The sequence below is a fragment of the Glycomyces sp. NPDC046736 genome (genome assembly GCF_040645615.1).
GTDB lineage: Bacteria > Actinomycetota > Actinomycetes > Mycobacteriales > Micromonosporaceae > Glycomyces.
Genome location: NZ_JBEYYO010000003.1, coordinates 27,823 through 40,055 on the forward strand (window position 1 = coordinate 27,823; position 12,233 = coordinate 40,055).

Genomic DNA, 12,233 nt, shown 5'->3' on the forward strand with positions numbered 1-12,233 from the left:
ACCTCCAGATGCACCACGGCCGATTCGTTCGATCGTAACCTGCCGAAGCTGCACCCGTAACCGCCCGCGCGCCAATGAGACTCGAGGTTCGCAGCTGTCGCGATGGAGGTGCCGCCTGAGTCGAGCTGGGCTTTTGGTGGGTCCAGTGGGACTCGAACCCACAACCTACGGATTAAAAGTCCGCAGCTCTGCCAATTGAGCTATAGACCCGGAGGGGACTTTACCGCACTGGAGTGGTGACGGTGAGGGTGGCGGGGCGCGGATGGGGTGTGGCACTCGGAATGTCGGGGGTGTGCGAGAGGGTGGTTCGGTGCGGCGAAGCCCGGATGGGATTCGAACCCACACGGTGCGCGAGGCGGACTCCACCACCGGGCCGGTGGTGGTGGAGCCTGCGGCGGGCGCTGTGGGGGGCGGCCCGTCGCGGGTGGACGGCGCGGCGGCGATCGCGGAGCACCGCCGCCGCGCCTATTCGACTCGGCGTCACACGAAGCCCTCGGTGGGGGCGGGCCCGCTCCCGCGTGAATCGAACATATGTACTATAAACCATCGGCGCCACGCCGCAAACCCCCGGTCGGGTGAACTTCCAGGCGGCCCGGGCCCCAAGGCGCGGCGCGCCGCACCGCCCCTCCGGCGACGGGTGGACGAGCAGGTAGACTCGCCTGCTGTGCTCATATTGCTGCCGCCGTCAGAAGGGAAGGCCGGTCAAGGCGACGGTCCTCCCCTCGATCTCGGGCGACTCTCCTCACCGGCGCTGAACCCCATCCGCGAATTCCTCGTCGAGCGTCTGGTCGAACTGTGCGCCGACGCCGAGGAGGCCGCGCAGGTCCTCAAACTGCCTGCCACGCAACACCACTACGTCCAGGCGAACCGGGCGCTCCGCACCGCCCCCACCCTCGCCGCCTGGGAGCTGTACAACGGCGTGCTCTACGACCGGCTCGGCCTCGGCGACCTGCCCGACGGCGACCAGGTCCTCATCGCGTCCCCGCTGTGGGGGCTCCTGCGGCCCTCCGACCGCATCCCGCCGTACCGGATGCCGATGAGCACCAAGCTCCCCGGCGTCGAGACCCTCACCAAACTGTGGCGCCCGGCCGTGGCCGAAGTGCTCGGCGCGCGCGACGAACTCGTGGTCGACCTCCGCTCGGGCGCGTACGCCCAGGTGTGGGGCCCCAAGGACCGCGGCGTGTCCGTCCGGGTGTTCAAAGAGGACGCCGACGGCAAGCGCAGCGTGATCACCCACATGGCCAAGGCCACCCGAGGCGAAGTGGCCCGGGCGCTCCTCGCCGGCGGCGCGCGCCCCGAATCGGCCGCCGACCTCGGCGACTTCCTCGCAGGCCAGGGCTGGAAGGTCGAGCTCAGCGAACCGGCCACCAGGTCCAAGCCCTGGCTCCTCGACATCGTCGCAGCGTAGGCACGCGAAAGCGGCCCGGACAAAGTCCGGGCCGCTTTCGCGTGCAGATCAGTGGTGCGAGTGGTAGCCCTCGGTCTTGGCGCGCTCGAACGAACGGCGCACCTCCTCCTCGGCCTCGGCGCGGCCGGTCCAGGTCGCGCCCTCGACGCTCTTGCCCGGCTCCAGGTCCTTGTACACGGTGAAGAAGTGCTCGATCTCCAGGCGGTCGAACTCGGGGACGTCCCCGATGTCCTTGAACCGGTCCTTGCGGGGGTCCTCGGCCGGGACGCACAGGACCTTGTCGTCCACGCCCTTCTCGTCCCGCATGCGGAACATCCCGATCGCCCGCGCGCGGATCACGCAGCCGGGGAACGTGGGCTCCACCAGCACCAGCGCGTCCAGCGGGTCGCCGTCCTGGCCCAGCGTGTCGTCGATGAAACCGTAGTCGGCCGGGTACACCGTGGCGGTGAACAGGGTCCGATCCAGACGGATGCGTCCGGTCTCGTGATCGATCTCGTACTTGTTGGAGCTCCCCTTGGGGATCTCAACGGTCACGTCGAACTCCATCGGCCGACCTCCTCCAGGCTCAAATCCAGTGCTCTTGATGGCTTAGTCTCTGTGCATGTCCCTCAGCGACAACGCCGACCCCAAGGTCGCGAGTAGTACGCCACACGCCGCCCCCTCCGCCGGGCCCGCGCGGGCGAAACGCCGCCGCGCCCTGACGGTCGTGCTCGCGTGCCTCGCCGTCGTGGTCACGGTAGCCGCCGCCGGGGGCCTGCTGTGGCAGATCGCGGCCGTGGCCGTGCCACGGACCGGGACGATCACCGCACCGGAGGCGTATCCCCCGGCCGCCCCCGCGCCGGTCCTGGCCGCCTCCGACGCCGACGCACCAGTCCCCGACCTGCAATCGGTGCTGCCCGCGCTCTTGACCGACGAGCGGCTCAACGGCAGCCTCTCGGCGTCCTTCGCCGACGCGCTCACCGGCGAGGTCCTGTTCGAGCAGGACGGGTCGAAGCCGCTGGCCCCGGCCTCGTCGATGAAAGTCGTCACCGCCGTGGCCGCGCTCGAGCACCTCGGGCCCCAGTTCCGCATCCCGACCACGGTCGTGGCCGGACCCACCGAGGACAGCGTGGTGCTCGTGGGCCTGGGCGACGTGACGCTCACCGTCGACGGCGAGGGCTACTACAACGAGTACGCGACCGGATCGAGCCTCGCCGAACTGGCCGAAGCGGTCCTGGAGGCGCGCGGCGGCACCGCGCCGACCACCGTCTACCTCGACACGAGCCTGTTCACCGACAGCGTCAGCGCCCAAGGCGTGGACCCGGCCGACCTCAACCTCTACACCGCCCCCATGACCACGATCATGCTCGACGGCGGCCGCATCGACAACACCCAGAAGTACACGCCCCACCACACCGACCCGGCCATGGTCGCCGCGCAGAAGTTCGCGGAACTCCTCGGCGCCGACACGGCCGTCGAAGGCGTCGCCGAGGACGGGGCCGAGGAGCTCGCGACGGTCTACTCGGCGCCGATCGCGGCCCTGGTCGACTCGTTCATCCTGACCTCGGACAACCTCCTCACCGACGCGGTCGCGCTCCAGACCGCGTTGGCCGTCGAGGGCTCGATGACCTGGGCGGCGATGGCGACCGTGCACCAGTCCACGCTCGAAGACCTCGGGGTCGACACGACCGGGCTGGTGTTCCACGACGGCTCGGGGCTCTCACCTGAGGACCGCATGACCGCGTCGGCGTTCACGCAGCTCCTGCTCGGCGCGGCCGAGACGCCCGCGGCGACGGTGTTCGAGTCGCTGCCGGTGGCCGGGTACTCGGGCACGCTCGCGGGCCGGTTCGACACCGCCGAGGAGGGCATGGGGGTCGTGCGCGGCAAGACCGGGACGCTCTCCGAGCCCACCGGGGTCATCTCGTTGACCGGGACGCTGACCACCGTCGACGGTCGGCAGCTGATCTTCTCGATGATCAGCAACGGGCACGCCCGCTACACCGAGGGATCGGTGGAGACGGCGATGGACGAGATCACCACGGCCGTATCACTCTGCGGCTGTTAGCGAACGCGGAAAGGCCCCGGGCTCGCCCGGGGCCTTCGGCGTTCAGGTCAGCCGTTCCAGGTCTGGCTGAGCTCCAGGCAGCCGGTGCTCGGCACGGTCGCCGAGCGGTTGGCGCCCGACTCCCACACGACCGCTCCGCCGGAGCGGATGATCACGTACTTGTACTCGAACGCGGTGCCCGAGGGGATCGTGACGGTGCCCTTCCAAGTCGGGTAGGTCGCGCCCGAGAGGTGCAGGCCGCTGGCCGGAGTCCAGGACCCCAGCTGCGGGATCGAGCCGACGAGGTAGACCTCGTCGCCCATGTTCGTGCCGGTCACGTGGGCGCTGACGTTGACACAGTCCTCGCCCGAGCCGCCGCCGTCCCCGCCGCCGGAGGTGTTCCCGGTGTAGATCGCCAGCGCGGTCTTCGCGGCCACGGTGGCGGTGAAGGAGCCGCCCGAGACGTTCACGGTCGATCCGGAGATGACGTCGATGTAGGCGCCGTCGGCGAGCGAGGTGGTGAAGGTCTGGGTGATCGAGCCCGAGCCGGCGTTGAGCACGAAGTGCCCGGCGTCGCCGCGGCCGAAGGCCAGGGCGTCGCCCGAGCCCCAGGTGTGGTTGACGCTCTGGCCTGCGGTGGCGGCGCGGAATCCGGCCATGCCGCTCATGTATGGGGAGCGGTGGATGCAGGTGAACGCGTCGGAACCGCAGTTGACGTCGGCCACGGTGCCGTCCCCGTTGAGCGGGGGCGCCTGGTGGGTATTGGAGAACGCGTAGCCGGTGTAGGAGGCCGGGGTGCCGAACGGGTAGGCGAGCATGAAGGCCTCGCCGAGCAGGTAGTCCTGGCCGTGCTGGTAGCTCATGGTCTGGGGGCCGCGCTCGGTGTCGTGGTTGGCCACGAAGACTCCGGCGGGCACGGTGTAGCCCCAGCTCTCGCCGAGGGTGAGGAGGTTGGAGGCGGCGGCGCCGCCGTTGATGTGGTTCTTCAAGTCGTAGGCGTAGGAGAACTCCTGGACGTCGCCGATGCCGGTGTACTCGGCCTCGGTGATCGGTTCGCCGGGCGCGCCGATGACCTCTTGCACGATGTAGGGGTCGCCGCTGGTGAGGTCCATGATCGCGGCGAGGTCGGTCGCGGAGATGTGCTTGGCGGCGTCGACGCGGAATCCGGCCACGCCGAGGCCGGTGAGGTCGTCGAGGTAGGCGGCGATGGTCTCGCGGACGTCGGTCTGGGAGGTGTCGAGGTCGTTGAGGCCCACGAGGTGGCAGGTCTGGACCTCTTCGCGGTTCTGGTAGTTCTGGATCTCGCAGTACGCCGAGCCGGTGTTGTGGAAGTCGGAGGCGTCGTATCCGGCGGCGGGGTAGTGGAACTGGCGGTATTCGCTGCCGTTCGATCCGTAGCGGGTCTCGGTGGCCGAGCCGGCGGCCATGTGGTTGATGACCACGTCGGCGATGACGCCGATGCCGTTGGCCTCGCACGTGTCGATCATGGCGGCGTATTCGGCGCGGGTGCCGAGGCGGGATTCGAGCTGGTAGCTGACGGGCTGGTAGTGGATGTACCAGGCGTCGGCCTCGCCGGGGCTGGCGTCGGCGCCGAGGATGTGCTCCTGGGGCGGGGAGGTCTGGACGTAGGTGTAGCCCGAATCGGCGAGTTCGCCTTGGCATTCGGCGGCGATGGAGTTCCAGTTCCACTCGAAGAGGTTGAGGATCGAGTCGCCGCCGTCGAGCGCGGCGGCGGGGGCGGCGTCGAGGTCTTGCGAGGCGGCGGGGACGACCGCGGCGACGAGGGCCGCCGCGGCCAGGGCGGTGGTGCCCGCGGCGGCGATGATCCGTCTCGTGATGGTGTGAGGCATCGTTGCTCCCTTTGCAATTCCTGCCCGCAATGCTGCAAGATATTGCGGGCTGGTGCTGAATCTAACACCGGTTCGGTACAAATTTCAAGATGCGAATATTTGGATTCATCCCGGAACGCGGCGGTTCGACCTGGCCCCCGCAAGACAGTGGCGAGACGACTCCGCTCTGGATAGGCTTGGCCGATGGCGTCGCCCGCAGGAAACCCGATGCTGCCGTCCGTCGACTGGCAGACCGCCGCCTCCTGCTCCCGGGCGTTCAGCAAGGGCGGTCCGCGCATGAGCCGCGAAGGCGCCCGCGACGTGGTCGCCGACCTGCACCGCCACGCCCGCAACGCCATCGACCTGGTCGCCGACTACACCGGACTCTCCCCCGCCGAACGGCCCCCCATCGACGTGGTCGACCGCTCCCGCTGGAGCCGCGTCAACATCGCCGGGTTCCGCCGCCTCCTGCTCGAACTCGGGGCCGAGAACGTCGGCGCCGACGGCCCCGCCGGAGCCGCCGCGAAACTCACCGGGGTCCAGACCGGCGCGGTCCTCGCGTTCCTGTCCTCGCGGGTCCTCGGCCAGTTCGAGACCTTCTCCACCGACACCGGGCGCCTCTTGTTCGTGGCCCCCAACATCGTCGAGGTCGAACGCCGCCTGCGCCTGCCCGCGCGCGAGTTCCGCCTCTGGATCGCCGTCCACGAAGCCGCGCACCTCACCCAGTTCACGGCCGTGCCGTGGATGCGGGAGCACTTCCACGGCCTCATCCACACGTTCTTCGACGCCGCCGAACCTGACGGGTCCACCGCCTCCGGACTCGCCCGCGCCGTGAGGCGGGCCCTGGCCACCGCCCGCGACGAGGACCCCGAGGAGATCGAGGACGACGGCACCGACGTCATGTCCGCCGTCACCAGTCCCGAACAGCGCGAAGCGATCTCCAGCATCCAAGCGCTCATGACGCTCTTGGAGGGACACGCCGAGTCCGTCATGGACGGCGTGGGCCGCACCTCGATCAACCACGTGGCGCTGCTGCGGCGGCGCTTCGACCACCGGCGGGCCAACCCCACCACGCTCCAGAAGTTCCTGCGCCAGCTCCTGGGCCTCGACGCGAAGATGCGCCAGTACGCGGCCGGGCGGCGCTTCGTCGACCACGTGGTCGCCGAGCACGGCGTCACCGGGTTCAACCGGGTGTGGGACCGGCCCCAGAATCTGCCCACCGAGGCCGAAATCGACGCGCCCGACCAGTGGATCGCGCGGGTCATCGGCGGTCAAGGGCTCGGGCGGCACGCGATCGCGGCGCGCGGGTAAGACGCATGGCCAAGCTGCCGCCTTCGGTGGCGCGGCTGCGCGCGGCCGTGCGGGGCGCGCTCGCCGACCTTCCCGAAGGGGCGCTCGTGCTCGTGGCCTGCTCGGGCGGGCCGGACTCGCTCGCGCTGGCCGACACGGCGGCGTTCTGCGCGCCGAGGATGGGATTGCGAGCCGGGCTCGTGAGCGTCGACCACGGACTCCAGGAGGGTTCGGCCGCGAGGGCCGCTGACGTAGCCGCGTGGGGCGCGAGTGTGGGACTCGACCCGGCCGAGGCGGTCGCGGTGCGGGTCGGGAAGCAGGGCGGCCCGGAAGGCGCGGCAAGGGAAGCGCGGTACGAGGCGTTGGACGAGGCGGCCAAGCGGCACGGGGCGGCTGCGGTGTTGTTGGGGCACACCAGGGACGACCAAGCCGAGACGGTGCTGCTGGCGCTGGTGCGAGGCGCGGGCCCGCGGGGGGTCGCGGGCATGCGAGCGGTGCGGGGCAGGTACCGGCGGCCGTTGTTGGACGTGACGAGGGAGGACACGCACGCGGCTTGCGAGGAGCGGGGGCTGAAGCCTTGGACGGACCCGCACAACGCCGATCCGAGGTACTTGAGGTCGGCGCTGCGGCCGACGCTTGAGGCGCTGACCGAGGTGCTGGGCAAGGGCATCGTGGCGAACCTGGCGAGGACGGCGACGCTGGTAGGCGCGGACGCGGACTACCTGGACAAGTTGGCGAAGGAAGCGCTCGAAGACTGCCGCCTGGGCAAGGACTTGGACGCGAAACGGCTGATTGCAGTACCCGCGCCGCTTCGGCAACGAGTACTGCAAGCGTGGATGCTCGAAGCGGGAGCGAACGGCTCGGAGCTCAACCACCGCCACCTGGAAGCGGTCGACGCGCTAGTCGCCGCGTGGCACGGCCAAGGCCCGACGTTCCTCCCCGGCGGAGTAGCGATCCGTCGCGAGGCCGGTCGGCTCCTCGCCGAACCTAGCCACTAGCCCGCGATCCGCCTCGCGGATCCTCGCCGAACCGTCCGAAGTCCGCCGCCGTTTTCGGCGCACGCCGAGAACACCCGCACCTCTGGGTTAAGGGCCCCCGGTTGCAAAGGTGCCCGAGGGGTACGACAATTCGGCGCCGCGAAGCCAAAGTTCCGCTCATAGCGAAACTCCCGGCGAACGCGGGCGCGGGAAGGGCGCGAAACGCGGCCCCGTCCACCGCGAAAACGGAGCGGGGCCCGCGCAAAAGCGCGGGCCCCGCTTGGACGAGTCTTCGGGTTACTTCTGGTAGACCTCGGGCTTCAGGACGCCCACGAAGGGGAGCTCGCGGTAGCGCTCGGCGTAGTCGAGGCCGTAACCGACCACGAATTCGTTGGGGATGTCGAAGCCCAGGTAGTCGACGGGGATGTCGACGCGCTGCACGCCGGGCTTGCGGAGCATCGAGACCACCGAGACCGAGGCCGGGTGCAGGCCGTCGAGGTACTTGAGCAGCCAGGACAGGGTCAGGCCGGAGTCGATGATGTCCTCGACCACGAGGATGTGCTTGCCGCTCACATCGGAGTCGATGTCCTTGAGGATGCGCACCGTGCCCGAGGAGGTGGTCGAGCTCCCGTACGAGGACAGGGCCATGAACTCCATCTTCACCGGCACCGACAGCGCCCGCGCGAAGTCGGCCATGAACATGACCGCTCCCTTGAACACGCCCACGAGCAGCAGCTCGTCGCCGCTTTCGAGCACGTTGGCGAAGTCGGCCGAGACCCGTTCGCCCAGTTCGGCGACCTTCGCTCGGATCTCGTCTTCGGTGATGATGGTCCGCTCGATCTCCTCGGCGTACCACGAATCAGGATCGAACACCGCGTCCCGTGCTGCTGCGGACGGCACTGAGGCTGGGCTGGCTAGCTCCGACGTCATGAGACAAGGGTGCCACCCGAATGCTCGCGGCGCAGGCTTGGGTGGGCGAACTCAACCCACGCGTGGTACTAATTACGGTCTATCGGCGGGGCGGGTAAAGGGCGGTTTCCGGCGCGGTGCGCCATCTTCGGGGTGCGGACGCAGCGGGACGTCACACCCTCACACCGTGTACGTTCGAGTTGTCAACGCCTTGCAGCCAAGGAAACCTGTCGGGAATGACACGCGGCCCAGCCCTTGCGGCCGCGAACGAGGCCAGCCTCACTCGAAGACGCGACGAAACGCAGCAGGAGGAAACGAGTGGTCGACGCCGGGAGACCCACACCTGAGCGGAAGCGGTTCTTCCGCAGGCCGCTCGTCTGGATCGTGCTCATCGCGCTCGTCGCGGTCCTGATCGGCAGCTTCTGGTCCGGCGGCTCCGACTACGAAGAGGCGACCACCTCCGAAGTCCTCAAGTACGTCAACGACGGCAGCGTCGACAAGGCCAACCTGCTCGACAAGGAACAGCTGATCCAGCTCGACCTCAAGAACGGCGACAAGGTCGAGGCCTACGTGCCCGCCGGTCTCATGGAGACCGTCGCCACCGAGCTCGAAGAGGCGGCCGTCGAGTTCGACACCGAGGTCAACGAGACCTCGATGTTCGTCTCGTTCCTGTTCAGCCTCCTGCCGATCGTCCTCATCGTCCTGCTGCTGCTGTTCTTCATGTCGCAGATGCAGGGCGGCGGCTCGCGAGTCCTCAACTTCGGCAAGTCCAAGGCCAAGATGGTGTCCAAGGACACCCCCAAGACCACGTTCGACGACGTGGCCGGGTCCGACGAGGCCGTCGAAGAGCTCCGCGAGATCAAGGACTTCCTCGAAGACCCCAAGAAGTACCAGGAACTGGGCGCGAAGATCCCCAAGGGCGTCCTCCTGTTCGGCCCTCCCGGCACCGGCAAGACCCTCCTCGCGCGCGCCGTCGCGGGCGAGGCCGGGGTCCCGTTCTACTCGATCTCCGGCTCGGACTTCGTGGAGATGTTCGTCGGCGTCGGCGCCAGCCGCGTCCGCGACCTGTTCACCCAGGCCAAGGAGAACGCCCCCGCGATCGTGTTCGTCGACGAGATCGACGCCGTCGGCCGCCACCGGGGCGCCGGCATGGGCGGTGGCCACGACGAGCGCGAGCAGACCCTCAACCAGCTCCTGGTCGAGATGGACGGCTTCGACACCCGCGGCGGGGTCATCCTCATCGCCGCCACCAACCGCCCCGACATCCTCGACCCGGCGCTGCTGCGCCCGGGCCGCTTCGACCGCCAGATCCCCGTCGACGCGCCCGACAAGGAAGGCCGCCAGGCGATCCTCCAGGTCCACGCCAAGGGCAAGCCGTTCGTCCCCAACGTCGAGTTCGAGACCATCGCCCGCCGCACCCCCGGCTTCTCCGGCGCCGACCTCGAGAACGTCATCAACGAGGCGGCCCTGCTGACCGCCCGCCACAACGAGAAGGCCATCTCCAACGAGGCCCTCGAAGAGGCCATCGACCGCGTCATCGCCGGGCCCGAGCGCAAGGGTCGCGTCATGGGCGAGGCCGAGAAGAAGATGACCGCCTACCACGAGGCCGGGCACGCGCTCGTGGCCCACGCGCTGCCGCACGCCGCGCCGGTCCACAAGCTCACGATCCTTCCCCGCGGCCGCAGCCTCGGGCATACCTTGGTGCTGCCGGTCGAGGACAAGTACACGCAGACCCGCTCGGAGATGATCGACACCCTCGCGTACGCCCTGGGCGGCCGCGCCGCCGAAGAGCTGGTCTACCACGACCCGACCACCGGCGCCTCGAACGACATCGAGAAGGCCACCAAGGTCGCCCGCGCCATGGTCACCGAGTACGGCATGTCCGCCAAGCTCGGCGCGATCAAGTACGGGTCCAGCGGTTCCGAGCCGTTCCTGGGCCGCGAGTACGGGCACCAGAAGGACTACTCCGACGAGGTCGCCGCGCTGGTCGACTCCGAGGTCCGCGCGCTCATCGAGACCGCCCACGACGAGGCCTACGCGATCGTCACCGAGTACCGGGACGTGCTCGACCAGATGGTCACCGAGCTCCTGGAGAAGGAGACGCTCGACACCGACGACCTGGCCCGCATCGCCACCCGCGTGGTCAAGCGGGCCCCGATGGCCCCGTTCAACGGCACCGACAAGCGCAAGCTCGGCAACCCGCCGGTGTCGACCCCGAACGGCTCGGGACCCGCCAAAGGCCCCGAAGAGGGCATCGAGGTCGGACCGGCCACCGAGGGCCAGAGCCCGCAGCCGTAGCCAGACAGCGAAACGGCCCGTCTACGTCGTAGGCGGGCCGTTTCGCGTACAGCGCGTGAGGAAGCCCACTGGGGCCGGCGGGGAAAACCCGTAAACTTGTGCGATGGCTGAACTCGACAACCTCGCCGCCCGCCTCGTGGACGGCCGCATCAACGGCAGTCCCGTCGAGGATTCGGTGGACCTGGGGCGCATCGAAGCCGCCGTCCGGGAGATCCTGGCGGCCGTGGGCGAGGACCCCGACCGGGCCGGCCTCAAGGAGACCCCCCGCCGCGTGGCCCGGGCCTACGCCGAGCTGTTCGCCGGGCTTCGCGTCGATCCGGCCGACGTCTTGAAGACCTCGTTCGACGAGAACCACAACGAACTGGTCCTGGTGCGCGACATCGAGGTCCAGTCGTTCTGCGAACACCACCTGCTGCCGTTCACCGGCGTCGCGCACGTGGGCTACATCCCCGGAGAGAGCGGCCAGATCGTGGGGCTGTCGAAGCTCGCGCGCCTCGTGGAGGTCTATTCGCGCCGGCCCCAGGTGCAGGAGCGGCTCACCAGCCAGATCGCCGACCAGCTCTACCGGTCGCTGGAGGCCAGCGGGGTGATCGTGGTGGTCGAGTGCGAGCACACCTGTATGTCCATGCGCGGCATCAGGAAGCAGGGCTCCAAGACCATCACGTCGGCGGTGCGCGGGCTCATGCAGTCCGACGCGCGCACCCGCGCCGAGGCGATGGCGCTCATCCGCGGGACCGTCGCGTGAGAACGTAAGGCCCGCGACCGTATCGCGGGCAGGCGAACAGGCCGGACGCTGGCGCGTCCGGCCTTCGCTTCAGGATGAGTCGAGTCCGCTGAGGGCCCCGATCCTGCTAGAACACCTGGCCGGTCTGCGACTGGAAGGAGTCGCCGGCCGGGTTGGCCTCGGTGTAGGTGGTGTCGAGGAAGCCGTCGCCGTCGGTGTCGGCCAGGACGGTGTCGGCGATGCCGTCGGCGTCGGAGTCGACCGAGATCTCGTCCACGAGGCCGTCGTGGTCGTAGTCGGTGGCGACCGTGTCGGCGTAGCCGTCGCCGTTGGAGTCGGTGGCGACCTGGTCGATGTAGCCGTCGGCGTTGGTGTCGTAGGAGACCTGGTCGACGTAGCCGTCGCCGTCGGTGTCGGACTCGATCGTGTCGATCAGGCCGTCGCCGTCGGTGTCGTAGACGTTGGACTCGAAGGTGCCGTCGCCGTCGGCGTCGATCACGACGCTGTCGGAGATGCCGTCGCCGTCGTAGTCCACGGCGATCGCGTCGGCCTGGCCGTCGTAGTCGGTGTCGATGAAGGTCACGCCGTCGGCGGTCATCGTGTCGTCGGCGATGCCGTCGCCGTCGATGTCGAAGGACTCCTCGACGGTGCTCAGGGTGTGGTCGCCGTAGGTGTCCTCGGCGGCGTAGGTGTCGTCTTCGGCGGTGTAGTCCTCGGCCGCGACGTCTTCTTCGACCGGGGTCTCGTCGTACTCGCTCATCGCTGTTCCATCCTT

At 69.2% G+C, this 12,233-nt stretch carries 10 protein-coding genes and 1 tRNA gene; 6 read left to right on the top strand and 5 right to left on the bottom strand.

The window, feature by feature from the left end; genetic code table 11:
• Nucleotides 1-134: 134 nt before the first annotated feature.
• Nucleotides 135-210: transfer RNA gene (locus AB0B28_RS03845), tRNA-Lys, on the bottom strand.
• Nucleotides 211-664: 454 nt separating this feature from the next.
• On the opposite strand from AB0B28_RS03845, the gene AB0B28_RS03850 reads away from it, so the two are divergent.
• Nucleotides 665-1,408, top strand: a complete 744-nt coding sequence (locus AB0B28_RS03850; protein ID WP_360116012.1) for a peroxide stress protein YaaA — start codon at nt 665-667, stop codon at nt 1,406-1,408.
• A gap of 48 nt (nt 1,409-1,456) precedes the next feature.
• Here AB0B28_RS03850 and AB0B28_RS03855 read toward each other — a convergent pair whose 3' ends face one another.
• Nucleotides 1,457-1,954: an inorganic diphosphatase gene (locus AB0B28_RS03855; protein ID WP_360116015.1), complete on the bottom strand. Its 498-nt coding sequence runs from the start codon at nt 1,952-1,954 to the stop codon at nt 1,457-1,459.
• A 55-nt stretch (nt 1,955-2,009) separates the two neighbouring features.
• On the opposite strand from AB0B28_RS03855, the gene dacB reads away from it, so the two are divergent.
• Nucleotides 2,010-3,452 carry a D-alanyl-D-alanine carboxypeptidase/D-alanyl-D-alanine-endopeptidase gene (gene dacB / locus AB0B28_RS03860; RefSeq protein WP_360116018.1) on the top strand — a complete coding sequence of 481 codons (1,443 nt, stop codon included), beginning with the start codon at nt 2,010-2,012 and terminating at the stop codon, nt 3,450-3,452.
• Between the two features lie 47 nt (nt 3,453-3,499).
• Here dacB and AB0B28_RS03865 read toward each other — a convergent pair whose 3' ends face one another.
• Nucleotides 3,500-5,281: a carbohydrate-binding module family 20 domain-containing protein gene (locus AB0B28_RS03865; protein WP_360116020.1), complete on the bottom strand. Its 1,782-nt coding sequence runs from the start codon at nt 5,279-5,281 to the stop codon at nt 3,500-3,502.
• A gap of 183 nt (nt 5,282-5,464) precedes the next feature.
• Here AB0B28_RS03865 and AB0B28_RS03870 point away from each other — a divergent pair, with 183 nt between their 5' ends.
• Together AB0B28_RS03870 and tilS are read left to right on the top strand one after the other, a co-directional pair.
• Nucleotides 5,465-6,571 carry a zinc-dependent metalloprotease gene (locus AB0B28_RS03870; protein WP_360116023.1) on the top strand — a complete coding sequence of 369 codons (1,107 nt, stop codon included), beginning with the start codon at nt 5,465-5,467 and terminating at the stop codon, nt 6,569-6,571.
• A gap of 5 nt (nt 6,572-6,576) precedes the next feature.
• On the top strand, nt 6,577-7,548 hold the full coding sequence (gene tilS, locus AB0B28_RS03875; RefSeq protein ID WP_360116026.1) for a tRNA lysidine(34) synthetase TilS: 972 nt from the start codon (nt 6,577-6,579) through the stop codon (nt 7,546-7,548).
• Nucleotides 7,549-7,824: 276 nt separating this feature from the next.
• Here tilS and hpt read toward each other — a convergent pair whose 3' ends face one another.
• Nucleotides 7,825-8,457: a hypoxanthine phosphoribosyltransferase gene (gene hpt, locus AB0B28_RS03880; RefSeq protein WP_360116029.1), complete on the bottom strand. Its 633-nt coding sequence runs from the start codon at nt 8,455-8,457 to the stop codon at nt 7,825-7,827.
• Between the two features lie 297 nt (nt 8,458-8,754).
• Here hpt and ftsH point away from each other — a divergent pair, with 297 nt between their 5' ends.
• The gene (gene ftsH / locus AB0B28_RS03885; protein WP_360116032.1) at nt 8,755-10,734 is read left to right on the top strand and encodes an ATP-dependent zinc metalloprotease FtsH; all 1,980 of its coding nucleotides are present in this window, start codon (nt 8,755-8,757) and stop codon (nt 10,732-10,734) included.
• A gap of 103 nt (nt 10,735-10,837) precedes the next feature.
• Nucleotides 10,838-11,479: a GTP cyclohydrolase I FolE gene (gene folE, locus AB0B28_RS03890; RefSeq protein WP_360116035.1), complete on the top strand. Its 642-nt coding sequence runs from the start codon at nt 10,838-10,840 to the stop codon at nt 11,477-11,479.
• A 106-nt stretch (nt 11,480-11,585) separates the two neighbouring features.
• Here the strand turns inward: folE and AB0B28_RS03895 are convergent, their stop codons facing one another.
• Nucleotides 11,586-12,218, bottom strand: a complete 633-nt coding sequence (locus AB0B28_RS03895) for a hypothetical protein (protein WP_360116038.1) — start codon at nt 12,216-12,218, stop codon at nt 11,586-11,588.
• Nucleotides 12,219-12,233: the final 15 nt, after the last annotated feature.

Coding starts and splice junctions, on each gene's coding strand:
- AB0B28_RS03855 (WP_360116015.1), bottom strand. CDS start 1,954: ATGGAGTTCGACGTGACCGTTGAGATCCCCAAGGGGAGCTCCAACAAG.
- dacB (WP_360116018.1), top strand. CDS start 2,010: ATGTCCCTCAGCGACAACGCCGACCCCAAGGTCGCGAGTAGTACGCCA.
- AB0B28_RS03865 (WP_360116020.1), bottom strand. CDS start 5,281: ATGCCTCACACCATCACGAGACGGATCATCGCCGCCGCGGGCACCACC.
- AB0B28_RS03870 (WP_360116023.1), top strand. CDS start 5,465: ATGGCGTCGCCCGCAGGAAACCCGATGCTGCCGTCCGTCGACTGGCAG.
- tilS (WP_360116026.1), top strand. CDS start 6,577: ATGGCCAAGCTGCCGCCTTCGGTGGCGCGGCTGCGCGCGGCCGTGCGG.
- hpt (WP_360116029.1), bottom strand. CDS start 8,457: ATGACGTCGGAGCTAGCCAGCCCAGCCTCAGTGCCGTCCGCAGCAGCA.
- folE (WP_360116035.1), top strand. CDS start 10,838: ATGGCTGAACTCGACAACCTCGCCGCCCGCCTCGTGGACGGCCGCATC.
- AB0B28_RS03895 (WP_360116038.1), bottom strand. CDS start 12,218: ATGAGCGAGTACGACGAGACCCCGGTCGAAGAAGACGTCGCGGCCGAG.